This is a genomic window from Micromonospora hortensis (assembly GCF_022230935.1).
Classification (GTDB): Bacteria; Actinomycetota; Actinomycetes; order Mycobacteriales; family Micromonosporaceae; genus Micromonospora; species Micromonospora hortensis.
Genome location: NZ_JAKKFE010000033.1, coordinates 220,672 through 247,576 on the forward strand (window position 1 = coordinate 220,672; position 26,905 = coordinate 247,576).

Genomic DNA, 26,905 nt, shown 5'->3' on the forward strand with positions numbered 1-26,905 from the left:
GTCCGCGGCACCGGGCGGGGCACCGAGCTGACCATGCCCGGCCATGTGATCGCTAACACCGCTCGCCCGACCGTCGCGGTGACCAGGTGCCGAAACCGCGGGGTTAGGACGCGCGCGCGGCCGGACCAGCCAACGACATCGACCATCTTGGTTATAGACTGTGAGCGATAACATGCTGTTAGTCAAGGCGTAACACAATCGCCTCGGGGCCCGGCTGGCGCACACGCGAACGGGTGGTCCACCCCCGCCCGCAGGCAGGGGTGGACCACCCGTTTCCGTACGATCCGACAGCGCGAATCAGAAGCCGCGGGCCAGCCGGTGGTAGGCCTGGTTCCAGCGCAGCTCGTCGGCGAAGCGGCGGGGCTCCGTGTCGGCGTCGATGACGACCAGCTCGGTACGGCTCATCTCCGCCAGGTCGTGCAGCTCCTCCACGCCCACCGCCTGCGACAGCACCGTGTGGTGCGGGGCGCCCGCGGTGATCCATGCCTCGGCCGAGACCGGCAGGTCCGGGCGCGGACGCCAGACGGCACGGGCGACCGGCAACCGGCGCAGCGGTTGCGGCGGGGCCACCACGTCGATCTCGTTGGCCACCAGCCGGAAGCGCTCGCCCATGTCGGACAGCCCGAGCACCACGGCCGGACCGGATGCGGCGTCGAACACCAGCCGGACCGGGTCCTCCCGGCCACCGATGCTCAGCGGGTGGATCTCCACGTTGGGCACGTCGGAGGCGATGGTCGGGCAGACCTCCAGCATGTGGGCGCCGAGCACCAACTCGTTGCCCGGGGTGAGGTCGTAGGTGTAGTCCTCCATGAACGACGTGCCGCCGCTCACGCCCACCGACATCGCCTTGAGGGTGCGGACCAGGACCGAGGTCTTCCAGTCGCCCTCGCCGCCGAAGCCGTAGCCGTCCGCCATCAACCGCTGCACGGCGATGCCCGGCAGCTGACGCAGCCCCCCGAGGTCCTCGAAGTTCGTCGTGAAGGCCCGGAACCCGCCCGCGTCCAGGAAGGCGCGCATGCCCAACTCCAGGCGCGCGGCGTACCGCAGGGAGTCGTGCTGCTCGCCGCCGGGCAGCAGCTCCCCGACGATGCGGTAGGTGTCCTCGTACTCCTTGACCAGGTCGTCCACCTGCGCGTCGGTGACCTCGCCGACCACCTCGACCAGGTCGTTGACGCCGTAGGTGTTGACCGAGACCCCGAACCGCAGCTCGGCCTCGACCTTGTCGCCCTCGGTCACCGCGACGTCGCGCATGTTGTCACCGAAGCGGGCCAGGCGCAGCGACCGCATCGCCGACCAGCCCAGCGCGGCACGGGCCCACGCCCCGACCCGAGTGGTCACCCGCGGGTCGCTGACGTGCCCGGCCACGGTCTTGCGGGCCACACCGAGACGCGTCTGGATGTACCCGAACTCGCGGTCGCCGTGGGCGGCCTGGTTCAGGTTCATGAAGTCCATGTCGATGTCGTTCCACGGCAGCAGAACGTTGGCCTGGGTGTGCAGGTGCAGCAGCGGTGTCTGCAACGCGTCCAGACCGGAGATCCACATCTTGGCCGGTGAGAACGTGTGCATCCAGGCGATGACCCCGACGGCACCCTGAGCGGCGGCGTCCCGACAGACCTGCAGGATCTCACCGCTGTTGGTCAGGACGGGCTTCCAGACCACGCGGGCGGGAATCTGCGGCGAGTCGTCGAGTGCGGCCGCGATCTGGCGAGACTGCTCGGCCACCTGGCGGAGCGTCTCCTCGCCGTACATGCCTTGGCTGCCGGTGAGGAACCAGATCTCGGGTTCGGTGTGTGGTGCCATGGAGTTGCCTTCCGCGAGAGGGGCGGTCACTTGTAACGGATTCCGATGAGGCGCTGGAGGAGGATGAACGCGAAGAGCAGACCGCCAATCACGATCTTGGTCCACCAGGAGTTGAGGCTCCCATCGAAGGTGATGAGGGTCTGGATCACGCCGAGGACCAGCACGCCGAGCACCGTGCCGAAGACGTAACCCGCGCCGCCGGTGAGCACAGTGCCACCGATGACGACGGCGGCGATGACGTCCAGCTCCATCCCCACGGCGATCAGCGGCGCACCGGAGAGGGTGTAGAAGGACAGCAGGATGCCGCCGATGGCCGAGCAGAGACCACTGATCGTGTAGACGGCGATCCGGGTCCGCCCCACCGGCAGGCCCATCAGCAGCGCCGACTGCGGGTTGCCGCCGATGGCGTACACGTTGCGACCCAGCCGGGTGTAGGCCAGCGTGTACGCGGCGATGGCGACCACCACGAAGGCGATCAGCACGCTGATCGACACGAAGTTGCCCTGGGGGTTACCGATCCGCTCCTGCGACATCGAGGTCCAGAACCCGTCGGTGATCGGGACCGACGCGCCGGAGATGAAGGTGCACATGCCCCGGGCGAAGAACATCCCGGCGAGCGTGACGATGAACGGCTGGATCTCGAAGAAGTGGATCACGCAGCCCATCAACAGGCCGAGCGTCGGACCGATGAGCAGGGCGATGACCAGCACCAACGCCGCCGGCATGCCGTCCTGCAGCAGCGCGGCCGACACCATCGCCGTCATCGCGACCACCGAACCGACCGACAGGTCGATGCCACCGGTGAGGATCACGAAGGTCATGCCCACCGCGACGACGAGCAGGAAGCTGTTGTCGATGAAGACGTTGAAGATGACCTGGACGTTGGAGAACGCCGTGTACTGCGAGACGCCGATGCCGTACATCACCAGCAGCAGGGCGAGCGTCGCCAGGACCGGTATCTGCTTCCTCGGCAGCCGGAACCGGGTACGACCGGCGGTAAGCGTTCCAGTGGTCATGCCGGCACCTGCTCCTTCGGCTTGTCGGCGATGGTGGCGGGCGGCGGGACGTTACGCCTCCGTCGGCTGAACCGGGCCCGGAAGGCCGGTGCCTGGATCAGGCAGACGGCGATGACGACGACCGCCTTGAACAGCAGCGAGGTCTGCGGTGAGATGTCCATGGCGTACACGGTGGTCGTCAGGGTCTGGATGATCAGCGCGCCGATGATCGTGCCACTCAGGAAGAACCGGCCGCCCGCGAGGGACGTACCGCCGATGACGACCGCGAGGATCGCGTCCAGCTCGACCCAGAGGCCGACGGCGTTGCCGTCGGCACTGGAGACGTTGGCCGTCATCATGAAACCGGCGACCGCGGCACACGCGGCGCTGATCACGTACGCGAGGAAGATGACCCGGCCGGACCGGATACCGGCGAGCCGGCTGGCCATGGCGTTGCCGCCGACCGACTCGATGATCATGCCGAGTGCGGTGCGACGGGTGAACGCCGCGACCAGCAGGGCCGCGGCGAGCGCGATGAAGATGGCCAACGGCAGGGTCAACGCGTGGCCCAGGCCGATCGCCCGGTACGGCTCGGAGTTGATGGTGATGATCTGACCCTCGGTGATCAGCTGGGCGAGACCCCGCCCGGCGACCATAAGGATCAGGGTGGCGATGATCGGTTGGATCCCGATCACGGCCACCAGCACACCGTTCCAGGCGCCGAGCACCAGCGAGACGCCCATCGCCATCGCGAGGGCGGTCACCACCACGCCGAGGCTGTTCTGGTCGGGCTGCTTGCTGATGTACATGCAGGCGATCGCGCCGCTGATCGCGCAGAGCGAACCCACCGACAGGTCGATGCCGCCGGTGGAGATGACCAGGGTCATGCCCAGCGCGACCAGGATCAGCGGTGCGCTCAGCCGCAGGATGTCGACGGGCGTGCCGTACAGGTGCCCGTCCTTGAGCTCGATGGACAGGAACCCGGGCCGGTAGATCGTGTTCGCGGCGAGCATGACGAACAGCACGGCGGCGGGCCAGAACAGCCGGTGACCGATCATCGTCCGATAGCGGCTCATGGTGTCGTTCATCGGTCTGCCTCCTCCCGGTGGGATCCGCTGGCGATGGTCTGCATGATGCGGTCGGCGTCCAGGCTCTCGTCGTTGGCGAGCTGCGCGACCATCTGCCGGTCCCGCATGACGGCCACCTTGTGGCTGAGGCGCAGCACCTCCTCCAGCTCGGCGGAGATGAACAGCACCGCCATGCCACCGTCGGACAGCTGCGTCACGAGCTTCTGGATCTCGGTCTTCGCCCCGATGTCGATGCCCCGGGTGGGCTCGTCGAGGATCAGCAGTCGCGGCTCGGTGATCAGCCACCGGGCCAGCAGCACCTTCTGCTGGTTACCGCCGGAGAGGTTGCGGACCGGCACCTCCGGGTCGGCGGGCCGGATGTTGAGGGCCTTGACGTACTTGTCGACCAGCTCGTCCTGGCGGCGACGCGGGATGGGCCGCAGCCAGCCGCGGGCCGCCTGCATGGCGAGGATCATGTTCTCGCGGACCGACAGGTCCGCGACGATCCCCTCGGCCCTGCGGTTCTCCGAACAGAAGCCCACACCGTGGTCGATGGCCTGCGCCGGGGTGCGCAGGCTGCTCGCCGTGCCGTCGATCGCGACCTGGCCGCCGTCGGTCCGGTCCGCGCCGAACAGCAACCGCGCGACCTCGGTACGCCCCGAGCCCAGCAGGCCGGCAAGACCCACCACCTCGCCAGCGTGAATGGTGAGGCTGAACGGCTCGACAGCACCCGACCGACCGAAGTTCGACACCGCCACCAGGGGCGTGCCCTCCTCCAGCGCGGCCAGATCCCGCCGGGAGTGCTCCTCGATGCCCTCCAGGACGTCGAGTTCCTTGCCGATCATCTTCTCGACCAGGGAGAGCTGGGGCAGCTCGGTGGTGAGGTACTCGCCGACGAGCCCGCCGTTGCGCAGCACGGTGATCCGGTCGGCGATCTCGTAGACCTGGTCGAGGAAGTGGGTCACGAACAGGATCGCGATGCCCTCGTCGCGCAGTTGCCGCATGATGCGGAACAGCTGCGCCACCTCGCCGGCGTCGAGGCTGGACGTCGGTTCGTCCAGGATCAGCACCCGGGCCTTGATGTCGATGGCGCGGGCGATGGCGACCATCTGCTGGATCGCGAGCGAGTACGAGCCGAGTGGCGCGCTGACGTCGAGGTCGAGGTCGAGGCGGGCCAGCAGGGCTCGGGCGCGGCGGCGGACCTCACCCCAGCGGACGGCGCCGAAGACCCGAGGCTCACGGCCGATGAAGATGTTCTCCGCCACCGAGAGGTTGGTGCAGAGGTTGACTTCCTGGAAAACGGTGCTGACACCGGCGGCGGTCGCCTGCATCGGCCCGGTGAACGACACGGGCTCGCCGTCGAGGGTGATCGCGCCCTGGTCGGTGTCGTAGACGCCGGTGAGCACCTTGATGAGCGTGGATTTGCCGGCGCCGTTCTCGCCCATCAGGGCGTGCACCTCGCCGGGAAAGAGCCGGAAGTTGACGTCGTGGAGTGCGCGCACCCCGGGGAAGGACTTGCTGATCCCGGTCATCGTCAGGACCGGACGGCTATCCGTCATCCCATCAGACCTCTTCTGGGTTGTCGACACGGAAGGGCCGCTACGCTCCCGCCACGCCCGCCCGGTCGTCCCTGGGGAGGGCCGCTCGGGCGGGCGTGGTTCGGAGGTCGTCGCGGGCCAAGCCCGGTCCGTTTCGGGTAGGAAAGCGACGCGGCGGGGCCGCCACGCGAACGCGGCGACCCCGTCGTCGATCAGTACTTACGGTTGGGCAGAGCTTCCTTGGCCTGCTCGGTCGTGAAGGTGGTCTCCTCGGTCTCGATCCGAGTCGGCACCTCCTCGCCCGCGTGGACCTTCTTGGCCAGGTCCATCAGCTGCGGGCCGAGCAGCGGGCTGCACTCCGCGATGAAGTTGAACTTCCCGTCGGCGAGAGCCTGCATGCCGTCCTTGACGGCGTCGACGGTGATGATGGTGATGTCCTTGCCGGGCACCTTGCCGGCGGCGGTGATCGCCTCGAGCGCGCCCAGACCCATGTCGTCGTTGTGCGCGAACAACACGTCGATCTTCTTGTTGGCCTTGAGGAACTGCTCCATGACCTGCTTGCCGCCGGCGCGAGTGAAGTCACCCGGCTGGGAAGCGATGATCTTCAGGTTCGGGTTGGCGGCGATCGCCTCACCGAAGCCCTTCTTGCGATCGTTCGCCGGCGCCGCACCCGTGTTGCCCTGCAGCTCGACGATGTTCACCGGGCCCGAGGCGGTCTTCTTCTGCTCGACCAGCCACTCACCGGCGAGCTTGCCCTCCTTGACGAAGTCCGAGCCGAGGAAGGTCTTGTACAGCGACTTGTCGGCCGAGTCCACCGAGCGGTCGGTCAGGATGACCGGGATGTCGGCGTCCTTGGCCTCCTTGAGCACGGTGTCCCACCCGGACTCCACCACCGGCGAGAAGGCGATGACGTCGACCTTCTGCTGGATGTAGTTGCGGATCGCCTTGATCTGGTTTTCCTGCTTCTGCTGAGCGTCGTCGAACTTCAGCTCGATCCCGGCTGCCGTGGCGGCCTCCTTGATCGAGGTGGTGTTCGCGGTACGCCACCCGCTCTCCGCGCCGACCTGGGAGAAGCCCATCGTGATCTTGCCGTCGTCCTTGGTGCCGCCGCCGCCCGTGTCGCTATTGCCGCAGGCCGCCACGCCGCCGACCAGCAGCACGCTGGCGAGGACCGCGGCAGCGCGCCACGGAGCGGACTGCGTTCGCATCTTTCCCATCGAATCTCCTTGGCTGGATGTGGTGGGTAACCGCGCCAACCGCCGAGGTGCGAAAGAGCGGCGTACGCGGGTGGTGCGTGCTGGTGCGTCGTGGTGCAGACCGACGGGTCCCGGTTTATCGGTGCAGGGTCAGGAACCCGCCGGTGCGACTGGTTGTTGGCCGTAGACGTTCTGGTAGCGGTCGTAGAGCGAGTCGATGTCGGCCTGTGCCATCGGGACCGGCTGCCCGAGGGTGTGGGCCAGGTGCGCGGTGCGGGCCACGTCCTCGCACATGACCGCCGCCTTGACCGCCGCGCGGGCGTCGCGGCCGATGGTGAACACGCCGTGGTTGCGCATCAGCACCGCGGGCGAGCGGTGCCCGGCGAGCGTGGCGACGATGCCCTTGCCGATGTCGTCGCCGCCGATCAGCGCGAACGGGCCGATCGGGATCTCCCCACCGAACTCGTCGGCCTGGGCGGTGAGGTGGCACGGGATCGACTCCCCACACGCGGCCCAGGCGGTCGCGTACGAGCTGTGCGTGTGCACGACCCCACCGACCTCGGGCATGGCCCGGTAGACGTAGGCGTGGGCGGCGGTGTCGCTGGACGGAGCGAAGTCGCCCTCGACGAGTACGCCGTCGAGGTCGCACACCACCATCGTGGCCGCGGTGAGGTCGTCGTAGCTCACCCCACTCGGCTTGATCACCATCAGGTCCTGGCCGGGGACCCGCGCGGAGACGTTGCCGGACGTCCAGGCGACCAGGTTGTACCGGGTCAGCTCGGCGTGCAGGCGGGCGACGGTCTCGCGCAGCTCGGCGATCTGTCGGGTCACCTCGGCGTTCACGCCACCACCTCCAGCGGGGCCTCGTGGGTGGTCGCGGCGGTCTCGACCGCCGCGTTGCGGATCGCCCGAAGGCGGAGCATGACGTCGTTGCCGCCACGACCGAAGTGGTCGTGCAGCGCCCGGTACTCGGCGTAGAGGGCGTCGTAGGCGCGGGCCCGCTCGGGGTCCGGACGGTAGACGGCCTCGTGCACCCGACCCATCGCCTGCGACGCCTCGTGGATCGAGGGGAACTCACCGGCGGCGACGGCAGCGTGGATCGCCGAGCCCAGCGCCGGCCCCTGCGCCGAGGCGATGATGTTCAGCGGTCGCCTGGTCACGTCGGCGTAGATCTGCATCAGCAGCGCGTTGTTTGTCAGACCGCCGGCGATCACCAGGTCGTTCACCGGGACTCCGGCGTCGACGAACGCCTCGATGATCATCCGGGTGCCGTACGCGGTGGACTCCAGCAGGGCCCGGTAGATGTCCGCTGGCCGGGTGGCCAGGGTCATGCCGACGATCATCCCGCTGAGGTCGTGGTTGACCAGCAGGGAGCGGTTGCCGTTCCACCAGTCCAACGCGATCAGGCCGTGCGCGCCGACGGGCTGACTCGCGGCCAGCTCGGTGAGGCGTTCGTGCGAGTCGACGCCGGCCGGAGCGGCGTGGTCGACGAACCAGCCGAAGATGTCGCCGACGCCGCTCTGCCCGGCCTCGTAACCCCACGCGCCGGGGCTGATGCCGCCGTCGACCACACCGCACATGCCGGCCACCTCGGCGACCTCCGCGCCGTTGACGACGTGGCAGGTCGAGGTGCCCATGATGGCGACCAGCCGACCGGGCTGCACCGCCTGCGCGGACGCAGCGGTGACGTGCGCGTCGACGTTGCCGACGGCCACCGCGATCCCCTCCGGCAGGCCGGTCCAGGCGGCGGCCTGGGCGGTGAGCGCGCCGGCCCGGGCGCCGAGGGGCAGCAACGGGCCGTCCAGCTTGGCCACGAAGTCGCCGAAGTTGGGGTTGAGCGCGGTCAGGAAGCCCTCGGAGGGGTAGTGACCGTCCTGCAGGATGCCCTTGTAGCCGGCCGTGCAGACGTTGCGGGTCTCGGTGCCGCAGAGTTGCCAGACGATCCAGTCGGCCGCCTCGATGAAGCGCTCGGCCCGGTCGTAGACCTCCGGGTCTTCCTCCAGGATCTGCAGGCCCTTGGCGTACTGCCACTCGGCGGAGATCTTGCCGCCGTACCGGCCGATCCACGGCTCGGCCCGCTCATGGGCCAGCGCGTTGATCCGGTCGGCGTGCGGCTGCGCGGCGTGGTGCTTCCACAGCTTGACCCAGGCGTGCGGTCGGTCGCGCAGCTCGGGCGTCTCGCACAGCGGGGTGCCGTCGGCGAGCGTCGGCAGCACGGTGCAGGCGGTGAAGTCGATGCCGATGCCGACCACCGCCGCCGGGTCCACCCCCGCGGCGGATACCGCCGCCGGGACGGCGTACCGCAGAACGTCGCGGTAGTCCTGCGGGTTCTGCAGGGCCCAGTCCGGGGGCAGGGTTCGACCTCCCGGAAGCGCCGTGCTGATCACGCCATCGCCATACTCGTGCACCGCGGTCCCCAACTCGGCACCATCGCCGACACGGACCACCAGAGCTCGCCCGGACAGGGTGCCGTAGTCGACACCGACGACGTAGCGGTCGTTAGCTCCGTCCACACGGTTCATGTTCACCTCCACCGTTAACGGGGATAGTGTTAACGCTCACATCCAGGCTCGTCAAGACATCTACCCGCAACAGCTCCGTAACGGAACGCGGAAGGCGGACCGACTCGGGAGGGTAGATAGCGGACCGGTGCAAACCCCAAGATTTCTGCCTCAACTGCCGCAGCCATCCGACGAATGGGGCCCACGGCCGGTACGACCGCCGCCCGGAGACCCGTCAACAGGCGACGCGACAGGTCCAGGACGCCGCACATCGCGGCATCGTGGTCCGATAGCGACCACTTGTTCCCCCGGCGATGATGGCAGCGATAACATTCCCGGGGCGCCGCGGTCGCGCGCTCGGATCCACTCGACAGCCATCGACGACCATGCGGGCTCATGGCTGAGCGCTCCGGAGGGCGACCCGCCCGGCGCGAAGCCGGACGGCGGCCCGGTGTTATCGATAACATTCAACGTCTTGGCGCGCCCGTGCCGCCCGGTCGGCCCGCGGCGCCCAAAGACGCGTCGGGCGGACGATCCACTCGCGTTCCTTGAAGTCGCGGGGTCCACGGCGGCGCGATCGGCCGACGTCACGAAGCTGAGTCGATCACGCACTCGCACCGGCAATCCGCCGCCCCTTCACGCACTCGCGCCGCCGAGCCGCCGGATCCCGGGGACGCCACGAGCCGGCGGCCCGACCCCTGTGGGCCAAGCCGCCGGCTCTTCGTTGCGTTGGCGGGACCGAGCGCGCCGGTCGAATCAGGCTGTCCGGTTGCGGTTGTACAGGGCCTTGGCCCACAGGAAGCAGCCCACCGTGATGACGACACACCAGACGACCGCGATGATCCCGTTGGCGCCGATCCCGGTACCGAGGAGCAGGCCGCGAAGGGTCTCCATGACGGGCGTGAAGGGCTGGTAGTCCGCGAACAACCGCACGGCGGTCGGCATCGAGTCGGTGGGGACGAACCCACTGCCGAGGAACGGCAGGAGGATCAGCGGCATGGGCAGGTTGCTGGCCGTCTCGACACTGTCACTGACCAGGCCGAGGGCGACGGACAGCCAGGTCAGCGCAAAGGTGATCATGGCGAGCACGCCGATCGCCGCGAGCCACTCCACAGCGTTGGCGTTGGGCCGGAACCCGACCAGCAGCGCCACGACGGTGACGGCCACGAGGCTGAGCAGGGTCTGCGCCAGGCTGCCCAGTACGTGACCCGTCAGGACCGACGGTCGGAAGATCGACATCGTGCGGAACCGGGCGATGATCCCCTCGGTCATGTCCATCGCGACCGAGATGGCGGTGCCCTGCGCGGCGCTGACCACTGTGATGAGCAGGATGCCGGGGGTGACGTAGTTGGCGTACTGGGAGCGGTCGCCGGACGGGCCGAGGCCGGCGCCGAGCGTGCCGCCAAAGACGTAGACGAAGAGCAGCAGGATGATGATCGGGATGCCGATGAGCAGGAACGTCATCGACGGGTACCGCCGCATGTGCAGCAGGTTGCGCCGCAGCATCGTGCTCGAGTCGCGGACGGCGAGGGAGAGGGTGCTCATCGCGCGGGAGCCCTTTCGTGGTCGGGTCGGCTGGCCCGGGTGTCGGGCTGACCGGTGAGGGTGAGGAAGACGTCGTCAAGGTCGGGGGTGTGCACGGAGAGCCCCGCCACGCTGATCGAGGCGCTGTCGAGCTGGTCGAGCAGGGATCGCAGCGACCCGACCCCGCCGTCACTCGGCACCTGGAGGGTGAGGGCCGCGTCGTCCCGGGTGGCGGCCCCGAACGTCCGGGCCGCCACGTCGAGCCCTTCCTGGTCGGCGAACTGCAGCACGACGTGGCCGCCTGGGATGAGCCGCTTGAGCTCGCGCGGCGTGCCCTCGGCGATGAGCCGGCCGTGGTCGAGGAACGCCACCCGGTCGGCGAGCTGGTCGGCCTCCTCCAGGTACTGCGTGGTGAGCAGGATGGTCACGCCCTCGGCGGCGAGTGCGCGGATGATGTGCCACATGGCCCGGCGGCTGCGCGGGTCGAGGCCAGTGGTCGGCTCGTCGAGGAAGATGACGCGGGGCTCGCCGACCAGGGTCATCGCGAGGTCGAGCCGGCGGCGCATGCCGCCGGAGTACGTGGACACCGGCTTGCCCGCCGCCTCGGTCAGGTCGAACTGGTCGAGCAGGTCGGCGATGCGCCGCCGACCGGCGGCCCTGTCCAGGTGGCACAGGTCGGCCATCAGGGTCAGGTTCTCCCGACCGGTGAGCAGGTTGTCGACGGCGGAGAACTGGCCGGTGACGCCGATCAGGGCGCGTACCGCGTCGGGTTCCCGGGTCAGGTCGTGGCCGAAGACGCGGGCGTTGCCGCCGTCGGCGTCGATCAGGGTGGAGAGAATCTGCACCGTGGTGGTCTTGCCGGCGCCGTTCGGACCGAGCAACGCGAAGATGGTGCCCTCGGTGATCATCAGGTCGATGCCGTCCAGCACGACCTTGTCGCCGTAGGACTTGCGCAGGTCGGTGGCGACGATCGCGGGGTTCATGGAGTTGGTCATGGTCTCCTCATTTGTGGTCGTCGTGCGGGTTGTCAGGCGCGACGGATCGTGATGTCGCCGTAGGAGGTGTTCGCGCGAACCTCGGCCGTCTCGTCGGTCTGCGCCGGGCTGTCGGTCGACTCCAGCGCGTTGTGCACGCGGCCGTGCTTGGAACTGAGGTCGAGCCAGGCGGCGGTCCCGCGACGGATGCCGACCTCGATCGCACCGTAGGAGGTCTGCAGGTCGACCGCCCCCCGGACGACCTCACCCAGCCGGAGGTTCCCGTAGGCGGTGCGGGCCGTCACCGAGGCCGTCGACGCGTCCACTGTGATGTCGCCGTAGGCCGTGTTGATCCGGGCCGCGCCGCCGCTGCGGCCGATCCAGCAGTCGCCGGACGAATTCTTGATCTCGACGGTGCCGTCGACCGCGCCGAGGCGCACCTTGCCGGATGAGACCTTCACCCGGGCGGAGCCCAACACACGCTCGACCGTGACCTCGCCGTGGCTACTGTCGATCTCCAACGGCCCGGTCTCGTCGAGCCGGACGCCGCTGCCGGTCTTGATCAGGCACTCGCCGAGCCGACCCTCGCTGCGGAACGCCGCCCACGACGACTCGGCGTGCAGTCGCGACCCGGTCGGCACCTCGATCAGGACGTCGACCGACGGCCCGGGGCCGAACCCGTAGCGGCGCCAGCTCTTCGGCACCCGGATCAGCAGTTTCCCTGCGGCGTACTCGACCGTGGTCTGTTCGGCGGCGCCCACGTCGGCCTTGCTCGACGGGTCGCGGGGCCGCACGGTCACCACCGTGTCGGTGCGGTCGCTCGCGGCGATCCAGGCATCGCCGATCGGCAGCTCGATCTGGACGGAAATCGGTTCTGGCGTCTCGAAAATAGGCATGGTGGTCTCCCGAACTGTGGTCGGCGGAGGTCGCCGCTGGTCAGCGGCGTGGCGGTGGAAGGGGTACGGAGAGTTAGCGGGCCCAGCCGGTGAAGTGCTGGCCGGAGGTCGGCTCCACCCGGCGTGGTGGATGACGCTGCGTGTCGCCCGCCCCGATGGCACCGGCGACGGCGCGCACCAGCCAGGCGTTGACCGAGAGCCCGGCGCGGCCGGCGGCGTCCTCGACGCTGGCCTTCAGGTGGTCGGGGATCCGCAGGTTGATCCGCGAGGTGCCGCCCTCGTCGCCGTCGGGCGCGGACACCGGCACCGACAGCGGTGGCGGGCCACTGGGCTCACTCGCCACCTCGACCGGCGGGCTGGCCGGCGTCACCACGAAGTCGGGTTCGCGCCCGCGCAACCGGACATGCACCGAGCCCGGTGCGAGGTCGCGGGTGATCTCGTCGGCCGCGTCGGACAGCGCTTCGAGCAGCGTGAGACGGGTGGCCGCCTCCAACTGCGCGAAGAGTCGTTCGGCCAGTGCCCGGGCTTCCGGGTCCACGCCCTCCGCAGCCACGGCGAACTCGTCACGCAGGTTCTCGACGTATGACCTCAGCTCCATGACACCATCATGGCACCACTTTGGCTCAGAGTGCAACAGTCATGGCTCAAGAAGACGCCGCCACCTGGCTCCACTGCGGGTCACCTGACTCTCAGAGGTCGCCGAAAAGCCTCCTGACCAGGTGATTCGCATCCTCCTGGCTCAGCCCGGAGGCGACCAGGAGGTCACTGACGGTCGTCCGGATCTGTGCCACCACCACCGCACCAGAGAAGCCAACGCCGTCCCGATAGGCGTGCCCGGCCGTCCGGACCGCCCGTAGCGCCTGCTCCCGGGCCCGGTTCGGCTCGGCGCCGGCGGCGAACTGCCGCTTGAGAAGGCGGACCGCCTCGGCGAGATCGGCCACCGCCGTCGGCAACGACTCCGGCACCGGCTCGCCGTCCTCGATGAGCGTCACCGATCGTCGGATCAGGGTGCCGCTGTTGCGCATCGCCCGGTCGATCGGCTCCGCCGCCTGCGCGTAGCGGCCCACCGGCCCGTGCCGCTGATGCCAGTACACCGGCGACAGGGTGCTCGCCTCCCGGGCGCCCTGGGTCGCCTCGACGAACGCCTTCAACCGGCCCGCGCTCTGCCGCAGCTCACTGCGGGCGGTACGGGCCCGAGCGGCATCCCGCTCGGTCAACGCCTCGGCGGTGGCGTCAAGCTGGGACGCGAGGAGATCCAACGCCGGCCGCGCGGCCCGGTTGAGCACGCGCAGCGGGTTCAACGGCAGCAACACGGCGGTGACCAGCAGCGCCACTCCTCCCCCGACGAGCGCGTCCACGAACCGGGGGATCTCCAGATCCCGGACGGCCGGGCTGAGCGTGGCGATGAGCACCGCCGTCGCCCCGGCCTGGACCACCACCGCAGCGCTCCCCGCGAGGAAGAGCGCGACGACGATCGCCAGCGTGACGATCAGGGCGAGCTGCCACCACCCGGTGCCGATCACCAGGAGGAGCAGGTCGCCGATCAGCACTCCGACGGTGACACCGATGATCAGTTCGACGGTGCGACGCAACCGCTGACCAACCGACGCGGCGAGCGTCGAGACGGCGGAGATCGGCGCGAAGACCGGCTGCGACACCTGCAGCAGCGAATGCGCCACGAACCAGGACAGCCCCGCGGCCAGGCCGGCCTGCAGGGCCAGGCCGCCGATGGTTCGTACTCGTCGGACCCGGTCGCGCAGCGCGGCCACCAAGCGGTCCCACCACCGGGCGACGGTCGACGGGCCCGCGTCCGCTCCGCGCCGACCGGCAGCGACCATGGCGGCACCTACCCCGCCACGACCGGGTCAATCCTCGCCGGCACGGCCCGGCCGTCCTCAGCGCGAGGCGAGCGCCTTCTCGGCGTACGCCCAGAGCCGGTCGGCCGCGGCCGGGTCCAGCGCGTGGGCGGCGACTCCGCCGGTGGCGTCGGGACCACCGGGAACGACCTCGGCCTCCTGGTTGTCGTCGAAGTACCGGCCGCCGACGCCGTCGAGCAGTGGTGAGCCGGCGAGCAGGACCGTGGTCGACGCTCCCTGGTCGGGCTTCTTGTAGTACTCCGCCTCGATGAGGTTGCCCGCTTCGTCCATCGCGCCCATCGCCCGCATCGTGTCGTCGTCGATGTGGCGCTGGAGGTTGGTGAAGATGTACCCGGGGTTCAGGGCGTTCGCGGTGATCCCGTCTCCCGCCCACTGGCGGGTGATGCCGACCGCGAGCAGAACCTCCGCGGTCTTCGACTGGCCGTAGGCCGACCACGGATCGTACGGCCGCCGCTCGAACTGCGGATCGTCGAAGTCGAACGGCGTGGCAAGGTGCGCCCCGGAGCTGACCATCACGACCCGGGCCGCCTCGGCGGCCCGCAGATTGTCGTGCAGCCCCCGGGCCAGCGCGAAGTGGCCGAGGTGGTTCGTCGCGAGTTGGAGTTCCCAGCCCACGGCGGTCAGCTGGCGGGTCGGGATCGCCATGATTCCGGCGTTGGCCACCAGCACGTCGAGCGGGCCCTGCCAGGCCGCGACGAAGGCGTCGACCGACGCCAGGTCGGAGAGATCGAGGGCGGACGACCGGACGGTGCCCACTGCGGCATCGGTGGCGAACTCCTCGGCGAGCCGGTCAGCCGCCCGAGGATTCCGGGTCGCGATGGTGACGTCGGCGCCGGCCCCGGCCAGCGCGCGCACCGTCTCCACACCGATGCCGGAGGCGCCCCCGGTGACGATCATCCGGCGTCCGGTGAGGTCGACACCGTCGAGGACCTCGGCGGCGGTGGTGCGCGCGTGGAACGGGGTGATGAGGCGTGGGTTCGCTGTCATGAAACCCAGGCTACGAACGCTCGGATCAGACTGCCTATAGCCTGGAGTCCTTCATACTTTCGTGAGCGTCCAGAAGAGGTGGGGATGGATCCGCTGGACGATGTCCTGGCCCTGCTCGGCGCGACGAGCCACGTCTCCGCCGGCCTGGTCGGGGGCGGACGCTGGGCGGTCGGTTTCGAACCACCGACGGGGGCCAAGTTCAACGCCGTCCGTCGGGGCCGATGCTCGCTTCGGGTCGACGGCCACCCCGAGGTGATCAACCTCGGTACGGGCGACTGCTTCCTGCTGACCCGACCGGCGGCCTACACCCTCTTCAGCGACCCTGATGTGCCGGTCCAGCCCGCGTACCCGATCTTCACGGCTGCCACCGACGGTGCGGCGCACGTCGGCGACGGTGACGACGTGTTCCTCATCGGCGGTGCCTTCACCCTGGGCGGACGGGCACGCAGCCTCCTGCTCGACAACCTCCCGCCGGTCATCCACGTGCCCGCCGACACCCCGGAGGCCAGTACCGTCCAGTGGGCCCTCGGCGAGATCGACGCGGAGCTGCGATCCACGCGACTCGGCTCCCACCTCGTCGCCGAGCACCTGGCGCTGGTCCTGTTGATCCGAGTCCTGCGGCTGCACCTGGCCCGCCACGAACAGCCCACCTCGGGGTGGCTGGCCGGTCTCACCGACCCGGTGGTCGCTCCCGCGCTACGAGCGATGCACGCACGACCCGCGCACGCGTGGACGGTGGACGAGGTCGCCCGGGCGGCCACCGTCTCCCGGTCGACGCTGGCGGCCCGATTCAAGAAGGTCGTCGGGGTGGGTCCACTGGAGTACCTGACCGGGTGGCGGATCGAACTCGCGGCCGACCGCATCCGGCGCAGCTCCGACACGGTCGCCACCATCGCCCAGGCCGTCGGATACCGCTCGGAGAGCGCGCTCAGCGTGGCTTTCAAGCGCACCACCGGCCTCTCACCGCGCGCCTACCGCACCGAGCTGGCGAGGGAGGGCCGGAACGACGTACCCGAAGCGGCAGTGACCGCCGGTCCGGCCCTGCCTGGGTGGTAGCGCCCCGGCCGGTCGAGATTGAGCGGGTCCGGTTCGGGTAGAACCCGCTGCCGTCACCCGGTCGGCGGCCCCGGCGCGTGCCGTCGAGGCTGGGTCGCGGGACGGACGGCGAGACGCCTCGGGGGGACGTGGGATGGGCCAGAGCGGTTGAGCGGGGCGGACAGCTCCGGTGGCGTCGTGGAGCTACGGGTGCACGGCGTCTCCGGCGCGAGCGCCGCACAGGTGCTGGGCCTGGGACAGACCGCGCAGGTCGCCGGTGACCGCAGTGGTGGGTTCTACCGGCCGCGCCCCCGGTACTCGGACAGCACCGGCGAACACGGGGTGACGCGTGAGGCGTACCGCTGGGGTGACCTGCCCTCCGGGACTGTGGCCCGCACCCTGGCGGTGGTCTTCCTGCTCCCCTTCATGCTTGTCAACGTCGCGATCTGGATGCGCCCGGCGAACCCGAGTTCCGAGGCGACGGTCAAGTCCCTCTGCCGGCTGCTGGCACTCACGCTCACAGTGCTGTACGTGCTCGCCATCGCCGGCGTCGCCCTGGACCTCGTCGGATGGAAGTGTCTGGCGTCGCCGGACTGCCTGGCCGGACGCAGTTGGTTGTCCTGGTTGGGTGGACGGCCGGTCGGACTGCGGCTGGCGGTGCTCGCGCTGGTCCCGGCCGCCGCGATCGGCCTGATCTGGCGGGTCAGCTGCCGACCGGAGCGGACGTTCGAGGCGTTTCGCGCACCCGATGAGGACATCTCCACATCCCGACTCGGCACCCTCGGTCAGTGGGACGCCGAGCCACTGGTGGGCCGGTTGCGCGCCATCCATGTCGCGGTGGCCTTCGCGACGCTGGACCTCGCCCTGCTCCTGGCTCGCGGCGCGAGTGGCGCTTCGGCGGCCACGATCGCGCTGACCGCGGTCACGGGGGTGATCCTGGCGGGCTGCGTGGGGCTGCTCTGCACGCCGCCCCTGATCGACCGGGCCCCCGACGACCGGCGGCTCGACCGGGTCACCCGCACCCTCCGGACCGCTGCCATCATCCTGACCGTGGTCGTCGTGGCGCACGTGCTGACCAGTTCGCAACCCTGGCCAGAGGAGCGGGAGCTCCCCGGCTACGACTCGACGCTGACTGGTCTGTTCGTGGCCCAGACGACGCTGCTGACCGCGCTGGGCGTGGTGCTGCTCTGGCAGCAGCGCCGGGAGCGCAGCGCCATCCCGCTGTTCGGGCTGGGCGCTCTCGTCGTCGCCGCCACCGGGATCAGCATGGCGGTGGCGTACTCGGCCGAACTGGTCGGCCGGGTGGCGGATTTCCTGGATCGCGACGCCCCAACCGTGGAGGGCGTCGCCGCGGGCCCACCCCGGGCCTTCGTCTGGGCGATCTACGGCTTCTTCCGCGCGGTGCTGATCACCGCGATCGTCGCCGGCCTCGTCATCCTGATCTCCCGTCGCGGTCGACGCCGGGCTGGCGAGGGGATCGTCGCGCGCGACTTCCCGAACCCGCCGGCCGAGGCAGGGCCCCGACTGCGGCAGGTCCGAGACGCGATAGCCCGGGCTCGCTTCACCGAGAAACTGGTGCCGTTGGCAGTGGTCTACGGCTGCCTCGCCGGACTCGGCACGGCCACCACCACGATCGGCCTGCTCGGGCAGTTCCCGGGCGACGTCATCGAGCGGAACATTGGATTGCCGGCGGCGGCGACCACGTTCGCCATCGTGTTCGCCAGCTGGGTGATCGCGGCGATCATCCTCGGCCTGATCATCGGCGGCATCTTCGCGTACCGGACCGAGCCGTACCGCCGGCACATCGGTGTCCTCTGGGACCTCGGCACCTTCTGGCCCCGGGCCGCCCACCCGTTCGCGCCGCCCTGCTACGCCGAGCGGGCCGTGCCGGAACTGGTCCGCCGGATCACCTACCTCGTCGAGCGCGGCGACGCGGTGCTGCTCACCGGGCACAGCCACGGCTCGGTCCTGCTCGCCGCCACTGTGCTCCAACTGCCGCCGCAGGTCGGCGACCGGGTCGCCCTGCTCACCCACGGATCACCGCTGCGCCGCCTCTACGCACGACTCTTCCCCGCCTACGTCGACGATGCGGCACTGCACGAGATCGGCCAGCGGGTGGGTTGGCGCTGGGTGAACCTGTGGCGCGACACCGACCCCATCGGTGGCTGGATCTTCTCGCCACGTCCCGCACCCGCGCCGGCCACCACCGGTGACCCGGCCGCCGCTGTGGATCGTCGACAGCGTGACCCCCGTGACGTGGTGACACCCCCCGGGGACAGCGTCGCCCCAGCCATCCACGGGCACTGGCCGGGCGAGTCCGACGAGCCGTTCATCGAGGCGGTACGGGAGTTGGTGCAGCGCCTCGGTGGGCGGGCCGGCCCGCCCGGGACGCCGAGGTAGCGGGCCGGCTCAGCGTTCCCGGCCCGCCCGGGTACGCCAGGCGTCCAGGGCGGTGCCGGCGAGGCGGGCACCGTCGGCCGGGACGAGCGAGCGTTCGCCCAGCTTGGCGCCGAAGTACCTGGCGTCGGGGTCGGCCACCACCGAACGACGGTCCTGTTGGTCGGTGAGGAGGGAGCGGCCCAGTTCGTCGAGGCGGAACTGCTCCGGGCCGGCGACCTCGACCACGGAGTTCGTCGGCGCGCCGAGCGCGACCTCGGCGACCGCGGCCGCGACGTCGTCCGCGGCCATCGGCTGAATGAGCACCGGCGCGAGGTGCACGGTGTCGCCTTCAGTGGCGGTGTCGATGATGCCCTGGAGGAACTCGAAGAACTGGGTGGCGTGCACCACCGAGTACGGGAGTCCGGACGCGACGATGAGCTTCTCCTGGGCGACCTTCGCGCGCATGTACCCGCTGTCCGGGATCCGGTCGCACCCCACGATGGAGAGCGCCACGTAGTGGTTCACCCCGGCGTCCGACGCGGCGGCGAGAAGCGTCCGGGTCGAGGTCTCGAAGAACTCCAGTACGGCGGCGGCCTCGAACGATGGCGAGTTCGACACGTCGACGACGACCTCGGCATCGGTGAGCGCGCCGGCCACTCCCTCGCCGGTCAGGGTGTTCACGCCGGTCTTCGGCGATGCCGGCACCGCCTCGTGGCCCTGGGCGCCGAGGCGGTCCACGAGCTTGGAGCCGATGAGGCCGCTGCCCCCGATCACGACGATCTTCATGGTCGCACCACGTCCTGTCTGCACTGGGTTGAGTCGTGCTGCCAACCAGTAAGACGGAAAGCGTGCGCGGATGCAGGACAATCGGGAGAACAGTTCGACGGAGATCAGGAGGTCGACGTGGCCACGGTGTCCCACCCGGTGTTCGCTCGGGTCTACGAGCGGCTCAGCGTCGCTATGGACCGTGCCGGCACGGCGGCGTTCCGGCGGGACCTGGTCGCCGGCCTCTCCGGCCGGGTGATCGAGATCGGCGCGGGCAACGGACGGATGTTCGCCCACTACCCGCCGGGGGTGACAGAGGTCCTCGCTGTCGAACCGGAGCGGCGTCTGCGGGCCGCCGCCGAGCGCGCCGCGTCGGCCGCGCCGGTTCCGGTCGCTGTCGTCGACGGTCTGGCCGAGGCGCTGCCCGCCGGGGACGGCGAGTTCGACGCGGCGGTGGTCGCGTTGGTGTTGTGCACAGTGCCCGATCAGGCGAGCGCGTTGGCCGAGATCAGCCGGGTGCTGCGCCCCGGAGGCGAGGTGCGGTTCTTCGAGCACGTGGCCGCCGAGGAGGCCAGCGGTCTGCACCGCGCTCAACGCCTCCTCGACGCCACACTGTGGCCGAAGCTGTTCGCCGGCTGCCACACCAATCGCGACACCGTCGCGGCCATCGCCGCGGCCGGCTTCGAGGTCGAGGAGCTGCGCAGGTTCCGTTTTCCGGTCACCAGCAACAGCCCCTCCTCCCCCTGCGTCCTCGGCCGCGCGGTCAGGCCGGTCCCGACGGTCCGGCAATAGGTCGAGATCGGCTCGACCGCTTCGCCGCGCCCACCCGCCATCCGTGGAAGCGGCGAAACACGAACGCGAAGGTCGATCCAATTCAGATAGTTGCAACCTGGCTATTGTCCCGTTTTGTTCTCATTCGAACACCTGGCGTGATGTGGTGGTCAGCGCGCTTATCGGCGCCATACAGGCCGTATCACGCAGGACGCCACTCGCTGGCCGTCTCCTGCGAGTAGTACCCACGGAGGGTGTTCTGTGACAGCTAAACCCAAGAATTGGCTACGGCGGCGAGTTGTCCTGCCGTCGCTCGCGGCTGGCGCAGCCGCCACTGTGGCAGCCAGCCTGCTGCTCTTCAGCTCGACCGCCGCCAACGCGCAGGAAGCGCCGGTTAACCTGGGGACGGCGGCCGACTTCTCCGTCCTGGCCGGAGCGGAGCCCACCAACACCGGCCCCAGCTTCCTGGCCCAGAGCCTCGGGCGGTTCCCCGGAAACACCTCGTCCGGCTTCGAAACGGCAACCATCGGCGGCGAGATCCACCTCGGCGACGCTGTCGCGCTCCAAGCTCAGAGCGACCTGACCATCGCCTTCAACGACGCCGCCGGCCGGACCCCGTTCACCAACCTCCCGGCCGAGCTGGGGGGCAACACGCTCAACGAAGGGGTCTACCGGATCGGGGCCGCCCAACTGACCGGACCGTTGACGCTCAACGGCCAGGGCGACCCGTCGGCCGTGTTCATCTTCCAGATCGACTCCTCGCTGACGACGGCGTCGAACAGCAGCGTCGTCCTGATCAACGGGGCATCGGCCTGCAACGTGTTCTGGAAGATCGGCAGCTCGGCGACGATCGGCACCGGCACCACCTTCGTGGGCACCATCATGGCCCAGGCCGCGATCACGATGGCCACGGGAGCGACCCTCCAGGGCCGGGCGTTGGCGCGCACCGAGGCCGTCACCCTGCAGACCAACACCATCACCGCACCGATCTGCGCCGGGCCGACGGGCCCGCCCGGACCGACCGGCCCACCCGGGCCCACCGGTCCGCCCGGTAGCCCCGGCGCACCCGGCAGCCCCGGAGCACCCGGCAGCCCCGGAGCACCCGGCAGCCCCGGAGCGCCCGGAAGCCCGGGAGCGCCCGGAAGCCCGGGAGCGCCGGGAGCGCCGGGAGCCCCTGGCGCGCCCGGTAGCCCCGGAGCGCCCGGTAGCCCCGGAGCGCCCGGTAGCCCCGGAGCGCCCGGTCCGTCCGGACCCCCCGGACCTCCCGGTCGACCTGGTGGCGGCGGCAAGCACCCCATCCTGCCTGTCACCGGCAGCGGTGCGATCCCGGCCATGACCGGCGTCGGAAGTGTGATGGTCGTGCTGGGCGCTGTCGCGTTCTTCCTGGCCCGGCGTCGACGCCTGGAGTCCTGATCGGTGGCCCGGCCGGTGTGATCCCGGCCGGGCCAGGTCACGTCGTCGGCCCGCTCCCCACCGGGAGCGGGCCGACGACGCGCTCGCCATGGACGGTCAGTCCACAAGCCCCAACCCGCGCATGGCTTCGTCCTCCCGCTCGTGGGACAGGTAGAGCAGAATCTGGGGCCGGGGGTCGCCGAGGCGTACCACGTAGGTCTGCGCGAACTGCGCGCTGCCGGCCGTGCCCCGGGGCGGCGCGAAGTCCAACGTCCACCTGGTCGGCACGAGGACGTACCCCGGTGCGAGATCGAGAACGTCCAGAACCGCCACCTGCGCTCCGGTCAGACCAAACTGCTCGGTCATCGCCGCGTGGCGTTCGTCGAGAGCGGCCCGGTACCCGGCGTCGTTGGTGACGGCCGCCGCCCCGCCCGGGTCGCCCTCGATGTACGTCTCGGCGTAGCTCGCGGCAACGGTGGCGCTGTCGCCGGTCTCGACGGCCCTCGCGTAGGCGTGCAGGAAGGCGATGATCTCGTCGCGTACCGGTGTCTCCGTCGACTTCATCCTCGGTCCTCTCAGTTCGGCGAGTGTCCGCGTGACCTCACCGGCGGGGCAGCCCGGCCAGCCAGACGTCCAGCTCCGCTGGGGAGCGCAGTAACACCACTGGCGGCGCGGACGGGTCGGCCTGCCAGGCCCGCATCCGCCGTCGGGCCCGGCCGAAGGCGGCGACGTGCCACACCAGAATCGAGTCCGAGGACAGCACACTGCTCAGCGACTCGCGGTTGCCGTTGCAGATCACCTCGCCGGTGGCCACCCGGCGGACGGTACGGCGGAGCAACCGTCCGAACGACAACCATCGTGGATAGTCCAGGCCGACGACCAGATCGGCGCGGGCCATCGGGACGTCCCGCCAGCCGTGGTACGCCCCGTCGATGATCCAGCGGTCCCGTCGGCAGACCTCCTCGATCCGGGCGCGTTGCTGGGCGACCGGCACCTCGACCCAGCCCGGTTGCCAGAGCAGGTCGTCCACCGGATACCAGGGCAGTCCGAGGTGGTCGGCCAACCGCGCCGCGAGGGTGGACTTGCCGGAGCCGTACACCCCGTAGACCAGGATGCGACGCGGTGCGCTCATCGCGGCAGCGTACGTCGTGAAGAAAAATCGGTTGTCGTGCCCGGCGCGCCTCGGCCAGAGTGACGTCCATGACGTACTGACGGACTCCACCCCCTGCTCCGCGCCACCGGTGATGCCTCCCGGGGGCCGTGACGCCGTCCGCTTTCACGTTCGCAGCCAGAGACGAGCCTCCTTGTCCCAGCACCATCTCCCTCGGGAGCCCCTGCCTCCGTCCGCCCCGGCCACCGTCACGGTGTTCGCCTCTCCCGCGAGCTGGATCGAGTCCGATGCGCTCGCACAGTGCCAACAGGTCGCCGCCCTGGACGGCATGCGGCACGTCGCCGCGATGCCGGACCTGCACCCCGGAAAGGGTGCGCCCATCGGCGCGGCCATGGCGTCGACAGTGCTGTACCCGTTCCTGGTGGGCTCCGACATCGGCTGCGGCATCGCCGTGTTTCCGATCACGCTCAAGCGGGCCGTACCGGAACGGCTCGCCGCGCGGTTCCCCGACCTCGACCAGGCGCTCGACCCGGTACGCGACGCCGACGACCCCGCCTGGGCCGCTGTCGACCGTGACGTTCCGGCCGGCCACCTCGACGGTCTCGGGACGGTGGGCCGGGGCAACCACTTCGTGGAGCTGGCCCGCGTCGACACCGTCTTCGACGTACGGCACGCGGGCCGGCTCGGGCTCGACGCGGGCGATCTCGTGCTCATCGTGCACAGCGGTTCCCGTGGTCTGGGCGAGCGGATTCTGCGGGCACACACCGAGGTCCACGGTGCCGGAGCGGCGCCCGACCCCGCCGCCTACCTCGAAATGCACGACGAGGCGGTGCGTTGGGGCTCGCTCAACCGCCGGGTGCTGGCCACCCGGGTGGCGCACGCGTTGGGGGCCGAGCCCACCGCGCCGATCGTCGACCAGTGTCACAACCTGGTCGAGGTCCGAGACGGGGTCTACCTGCACCGCAAGGGCGCGGCGCCGGGCGACGGGCGCGATGTCCTGATCGCCGGCACCCGGGGAACGGCGTCCTACCTGGTGGCCGCGCACGCCGGGCCGGAGGCCAACCATTCGGTGGCCCACGGCGCTGGCCGCAAGATGTCGCGCGCCGACGCCCTGCGGCGGGGCCGGGCCAAGCACACGGTCGAGGAGCTACGCCGTACCCCGGTGGGTTCGCTGGTGGTGTGTGGTGACCGGCAACTGCTCTTCGAGGAGGCACCCACGGCGTACAAGCGCATCGAGCAGGTGATCGCCGACCTGGTCGAACACCGGCTGGCCACACCGGTGGTCAGCACGACGCCGGTGGTCACCTACAAGACGCCCGACCTCGGGTCCGCCGCACGCCCGCAGCGGCGGGGCCACCGCGGCCGGCGAGGCCGCTCATGACCACGTTCCTGCTGTTGTCGGCCGGGCGTGGGCCGCAGGAGTGCGCCTGGGCACTGAGCCAACTGCTGCACCGGCTGCGCGACGAGGGCGTCCGCCGAGGTCTGACGGTCCAGCAGGTCGAGGCGGTCCCCGGTGACCCCGCCGGCACCTACCGGTCGGTGCTGATCCGGATCTCCGGCGTCGACGCCGAGGCGTTCGCGGCCTCGTGGACCGGGACGCTGTGCTGGCAGGCCCCGAGCCCGTACCGGTCGGGCGTCGGTCGGAAGAACTGGTACGTCACCGCCCAGCCGCCCGAGCGTGACGCTCGGCCGACGACCTTCCGCGAGGTGGACGTCGACATCGTCGCCTGCCGCACCGGCGGGCCGGGTGGTCAACACCGGAACAAGGCCAGCACTGCGGTACGCGCGACGCACCGCCCCTCGGGCCTGGTGGTCGTGGTGGACGAGGAGCGGCAGTTCAGCCTCAACCGTCGGATCGCCCTGGACCTGCTGCGCCAACGCATCGAGCGGGGCGACGAGGCGGCGCGGCGGGCCGTCACCACCGCCCGGTGGCGCATCCACGACGGGCTGGTTCGTGGCGATCCGGTGCGGGTGGAACGTCCGACGCCCCGGTGACCGGGAGGCCCAGCGACTCAGACTTCCAGCACCGCGTCCGCGAATGCCTGCGGCGCCTCCTGCGGCAGGTTGTGTCCGACACCGCCCCCGACGGTCCGGTGCTCGTACGGGCCGGCGAACTGTTTGCCGTAGACGCTGGGCTCCAGGTGCGGCGCACCGTTGGCGTCGCCCTCCAGCGAGATGCTCGGCACCGTGATCGTCGGCTTCGCGGCCAGGCGCTCCTCGATCTCCGCGTACTGCGGCTCGCCGTCGGCGAGGGCCAGCCGCCAGCGGTAGTTGTGGATGACGATGTCGACGTGGTCGGGGTTGTCGAACGCCACCGCGCTGCGGTCGAACGTCGCGTCGTCGAACGTCCATCTGGGCGACGCGGTGTGCCAGATCAGCTTGGCGAAGTCGCGCCGGTTCTTGTCGTACCCTTCCCGACCGCGCTCGGTGGCGAAGTAGTACTGGTACCACCACGCGAACTCCGCCTTCGGCGGCAGCGGGACCGTGCCCGACTTCTGCCCGTCGATCAGGTAACCGCTGACCGAGACCAGTCCCCGGCAGCGATCGGGCCACAGCGCGGCGACGACATCGGCGGTCCGCGCGCCCCAGTCGAACCCGGCGAGTTTCGCGGTGTCGATGTTCAGGGCGTCCATCAGGGCGATGAGGTCGAGCCCCATGGCCGCCGGTTCGCCGTTCCGCATGGCGTCGTCGGAGAGGAACCGGGTCGTGCCATAGCCCCGCAGGTACGGGACGACGACCCGGTGACCGGCGGCGGTGAGCAGCGGTACGACGTCGGCGAAGCTGTGGATGTCGTACGGCCACCCGTGCAGGAGGATCACCGCGTCCCCGTCGGGCGGCCCGGCGTCCACGTAGCCGACGTTCAGCACTCCGGCCTCGACCTGTCGCAGGTCGGTGAACCCGCCAGCAGCCCTTGCCATCGACTTCTCCCCGCGTTCGGACCTGCTCGGATGTGCCGATCACGCCCGAATCTAACGACCCACCGGGAGCCTGAGCACCGTTCACACAAGGACCGCTCGACGGATGCCGAACTGGCTAGGATGACCACGTCCTGCGACGTTCCCGGTGGAGGTCGTGGGGTCGTAACCGGATGACCGTAGGGTGATGGCATGGCTGAGCGACCTCTGACCCTGATGGCGGTGCACGCCCACCCCGACGACGAGGCGACGAGCACCGGTGGCGTGCTTGCCCGCTATGCCGCCGAGGGGGTCACCACAGTGCTCGTGACCTGCACCGACGGGCGCTGTGGGGACGGCCCGGGTGGGGTCAAGCCGGGCGAGGAGGGGCACGACCCGGCCGCTGTGGTGGCGATGCGCCAGGCCGAGCTGGAGGCCAGCTGCGCCACGCTGAACGTCACTCACCTGGAGACCCTCGGCTACGCCGACTCCGGGATGATGGGTTGGCCCACCAACGACCTGCCCGGCGCGTTCTGGACGACACCGGTGGCGGAGGCGGCGGCCCGACTCGCCGAGCTGATCCGGCGGTACCAGCCGGATGTGATCGTCACGTACGACGAGAACGGTTTCTACGGCCACCCGGACCACATCCAGGCCCATCGGATCACCATGGCCGCCGTCGAGCAGACGGACGTCCCGGCGAAGGTCTACTGGACCACTGTGCCGCTTACGGCGTTCGCGGAGTTCGGCCGGATCATGAAGGAGCTCGGCGTCGAGTGGGCCGATCCGGACGCGGCGGCGGAGCCGGGCCCGCAGCTCGGCCTGCCCGACGACGAGATCACCACCTGGGTCGACACGAGCAAGTACGGCGCGCAGAAGTTCGACGCGCTGGCCACGCACGCCAGTCAGACCGAGAACATCTTCTTCCTGCAACTGGGCCAGGAGCGGTTCACCGAGCTGATGGGCGTGGAGACCTTCGTACGGGTCCGGGACCGGACGGGCGCGCCGACCCCCGAGGACGACCTCTTCGCCGGTCTGCGCTGATCGCTCTTCCGTAACGCCACCAGGCATCGTCGGCCACCGGGTCGACGATGCCTGCGCTGTGCGCCGCCGTGACCTCACCACGCGAACCGGCCGCCGAAAGTTTCGACCGCCAGCCCTTCAACGCTGGGCAGGTCATGTGATGAATTTCCGGAAGTTTTC

24 protein-coding genes are annotated in these 26,905 nt (G+C 70.2%); 7 read left to right on the forward strand and 17 right to left on the reverse strand.

Going from position 1 to position 26,905, the window contains the following annotated elements; genetic code table 11:
• Nucleotides 1-297: 297 nt before the first annotated feature.
• From araA to NIE111_RS23230, 13 genes are all read right to left on the reverse strand, one after another.
• A complete protein-coding gene (gene araA, locus NIE111_RS23170) occupies nucleotides 298-1,800 on the reverse strand; it encodes an L-arabinose isomerase (RefSeq protein WP_238686378.1) in 1,503 nt (500 codons plus the stop codon).
• Nucleotides 1,801-1,826: 26 nt separating this feature from the next.
• On the reverse strand, nucleotides 1,827-2,816 hold the full coding sequence (gene yjfF, locus NIE111_RS23175) for a galactofuranose ABC transporter, permease protein YjfF (RefSeq protein ID WP_238686379.1): 990 nt from the start codon (nucleotides 2,814-2,816) through the stop codon (nucleotides 1,827-1,829).
• A complete protein-coding gene (locus tag NIE111_RS23180; protein WP_238686380.1) occupies nucleotides 2,813-3,883 on the reverse strand; it encodes an ABC transporter permease in 1,071 nt (356 codons plus the stop codon). Before NIE111_RS23180 ends, yjfF begins: the two co-directional genes overlap by 4 nt.
• Nucleotides 3,880-5,421, reverse strand: a complete 1,542-nt coding sequence (locus tag NIE111_RS23185; protein ID WP_238686381.1) for a sugar ABC transporter ATP-binding protein — start codon at nucleotides 5,419-5,421, stop codon at nucleotides 3,880-3,882. Before NIE111_RS23185 ends, NIE111_RS23180 begins: the two co-directional genes overlap by 4 nt.
• 191 nt (nucleotides 5,422-5,612) lie before the next feature.
• Nucleotides 5,613-6,617, reverse strand: coding sequence for an ABC transporter substrate-binding protein (locus NIE111_RS23190; protein WP_372488391.1), 1,005 nt, complete (start codon nucleotides 6,615-6,617; stop codon nucleotides 5,613-5,615).
• 129 nt (nucleotides 6,618-6,746) lie between these two features.
• On the reverse strand, nucleotides 6,747-7,439 hold the full coding sequence (locus NIE111_RS23195) for an L-ribulose-5-phosphate 4-epimerase (RefSeq protein ID WP_238686382.1): 693 nt from the start codon (nucleotides 7,437-7,439) through the stop codon (nucleotides 6,747-6,749).
• Nucleotides 7,436-9,118 carry a ribulokinase gene (gene araB, locus NIE111_RS23200; protein ID WP_238686383.1) on the reverse strand — a complete coding sequence of 561 codons (1,683 nt, stop codon included), beginning with the start codon at nucleotides 9,116-9,118 and terminating at the stop codon, nucleotides 7,436-7,438. The genes NIE111_RS23195 and araB overlap by 4 nt, the downstream gene beginning before the upstream one ends.
• Before the next feature lie 735 nt (nucleotides 9,119-9,853).
• A complete protein-coding gene (locus NIE111_RS23205) occupies nucleotides 9,854-10,642 on the reverse strand; it encodes an ABC transporter permease (RefSeq protein ID WP_238686384.1) in 789 nt (262 codons plus the stop codon).
• On the reverse strand, nucleotides 10,639-11,616 hold the full coding sequence (locus NIE111_RS23210) for an ATP-binding cassette domain-containing protein (RefSeq protein ID WP_238686385.1): 978 nt from the start codon (nucleotides 11,614-11,616) through the stop codon (nucleotides 10,639-10,641). The genes NIE111_RS23205 and NIE111_RS23210 overlap by 4 nt, the downstream gene beginning before the upstream one ends.
• A gap of 32 nt (nucleotides 11,617-11,648) precedes the next feature.
• Nucleotides 11,649-12,491: a DUF4097 family beta strand repeat-containing protein gene (locus NIE111_RS23215; protein ID WP_238686386.1), complete on the reverse strand. Its 843-nt coding sequence runs from the start codon at nucleotides 12,489-12,491 to the stop codon at nucleotides 11,649-11,651.
• A 73-nt stretch (nucleotides 12,492-12,564) separates the two neighbouring features.
• The gene (locus NIE111_RS23220; RefSeq protein WP_238686387.1) at nucleotides 12,565-13,089 is read right to left on the reverse strand and encodes a hypothetical protein; all 525 of its coding nucleotides are present in this window, start codon (nucleotides 13,087-13,089) and stop codon (nucleotides 12,565-12,567) included.
• Between the two features lie 91 nt (nucleotides 13,090-13,180).
• Complete coding sequence (locus NIE111_RS23225; protein WP_238686388.1) at nucleotides 13,181-14,329, reverse strand: FUSC family protein; 1,149 nt, start codon at nucleotides 14,327-14,329, stop codon at nucleotides 13,181-13,183.
• Between the two features lie 57 nt (nucleotides 14,330-14,386).
• Nucleotides 14,387-15,355 (reverse strand): SDR family NAD(P)-dependent oxidoreductase, encoded by a 969-nt coding sequence (locus tag NIE111_RS23230; RefSeq protein ID WP_238686389.1) that lies wholly within the window; start codon nucleotides 15,353-15,355, stop codon nucleotides 14,387-14,389.
• Between the two features lie 84 nt (nucleotides 15,356-15,439).
• Between NIE111_RS23230 and NIE111_RS23235 the strand changes: the two genes are divergently transcribed.
• Nucleotides 15,440-16,411, forward strand: coding sequence for an AraC family transcriptional regulator (locus NIE111_RS23235; protein WP_238686390.1), 972 nt, complete (start codon nucleotides 15,440-15,442; stop codon nucleotides 16,409-16,411).
• A gap of 177 nt (nucleotides 16,412-16,588) precedes the next feature.
• Nucleotides 16,589-18,790 carry a hypothetical protein gene (locus tag NIE111_RS23240; RefSeq protein ID WP_238686391.1) on the forward strand — a complete coding sequence of 734 codons (2,202 nt, stop codon included), beginning with the start codon at nucleotides 16,589-16,591 and terminating at the stop codon, nucleotides 18,788-18,790.
• Nucleotides 18,791-18,799: 9 nt separating this feature from the next.
• Here NIE111_RS23240 and NIE111_RS23245 read toward each other — a convergent pair whose 3' ends face one another.
• Nucleotides 18,800-19,555: an SDR family oxidoreductase gene (locus NIE111_RS23245; RefSeq protein WP_238686392.1), complete on the reverse strand. Its 756-nt coding sequence runs from the start codon at nucleotides 19,553-19,555 to the stop codon at nucleotides 18,800-18,802.
• A gap of 117 nt (nucleotides 19,556-19,672) precedes the next feature.
• Between NIE111_RS23245 and NIE111_RS23250 the strand changes: the two genes are divergently transcribed.
• Nucleotides 19,673-20,326 carry a class I SAM-dependent methyltransferase gene (locus NIE111_RS23250; protein ID WP_238686393.1) on the forward strand — a complete coding sequence of 218 codons (654 nt, stop codon included), beginning with the start codon at nucleotides 19,673-19,675 and terminating at the stop codon, nucleotides 20,324-20,326.
• A gap of 240 nt (nucleotides 20,327-20,566) precedes the next feature.
• Nucleotides 20,567-21,718, forward strand: a complete 1,152-nt coding sequence (locus tag NIE111_RS23255) for an ice-binding family protein (protein WP_238686394.1) — start codon at nucleotides 20,567-20,569, stop codon at nucleotides 21,716-21,718.
• A gap of 96 nt (nucleotides 21,719-21,814) precedes the next feature.
• On the opposite strand, the gene NIE111_RS23260 is transcribed toward NIE111_RS23255, so the two are convergent.
• Both NIE111_RS23260 and NIE111_RS23265 read right to left on the reverse strand, forming a co-directional pair.
• Entirely contained in the window at nucleotides 21,815-22,261 is a 447-nt protein-coding gene (locus NIE111_RS23260) for a YybH family protein (RefSeq protein WP_238686395.1), read from the reverse strand.
• 37 nt (nucleotides 22,262-22,298) lie between these two features.
• The gene (locus NIE111_RS23265; protein ID WP_238686396.1) at nucleotides 22,299-22,829 is read right to left on the reverse strand and encodes a P-loop NTPase family protein; all 531 of its coding nucleotides are present in this window, start codon (nucleotides 22,827-22,829) and stop codon (nucleotides 22,299-22,301) included.
• 172 nt (nucleotides 22,830-23,001) lie between these two features.
• Between NIE111_RS23265 and NIE111_RS23270 the strand changes: the two genes are divergently transcribed.
• Both NIE111_RS23270 and prfH read left to right on the forward strand, forming a co-directional pair.
• Nucleotides 23,002-24,189, forward strand: coding sequence for an RNA ligase RtcB family protein (locus NIE111_RS23270; protein ID WP_238686397.1), 1,188 nt, complete (start codon nucleotides 23,002-23,004; stop codon nucleotides 24,187-24,189).
• On the forward strand, nucleotides 24,186-24,803 hold the full coding sequence (gene prfH, locus NIE111_RS23275; RefSeq protein ID WP_238686398.1) for a peptide chain release factor H: 618 nt from the start codon (nucleotides 24,186-24,188) through the stop codon (nucleotides 24,801-24,803). The genes NIE111_RS23270 and prfH overlap by 4 nt, the downstream gene beginning before the upstream one ends.
• Before the next feature lie 17 nt (nucleotides 24,804-24,820).
• Here the strand turns inward: prfH and NIE111_RS23280 are convergent, their stop codons facing one another.
• The gene (locus NIE111_RS23280) at nucleotides 24,821-25,726 is read right to left on the reverse strand and encodes an alpha/beta fold hydrolase (RefSeq protein ID WP_238686399.1); all 906 of its coding nucleotides are present in this window, start codon (nucleotides 25,724-25,726) and stop codon (nucleotides 24,821-24,823) included.
• A 189-nt stretch (nucleotides 25,727-25,915) separates the two neighbouring features.
• Here NIE111_RS23280 and NIE111_RS23285 point away from each other — a divergent pair, with 189 nt between their 5' ends.
• Nucleotides 25,916-26,746 carry a PIG-L family deacetylase gene (locus tag NIE111_RS23285; protein WP_238686400.1) on the forward strand — a complete coding sequence of 277 codons (831 nt, stop codon included), beginning with the start codon at nucleotides 25,916-25,918 and terminating at the stop codon, nucleotides 26,744-26,746.
• Nucleotides 26,747-26,905 lie beyond the last annotated feature (159 nt).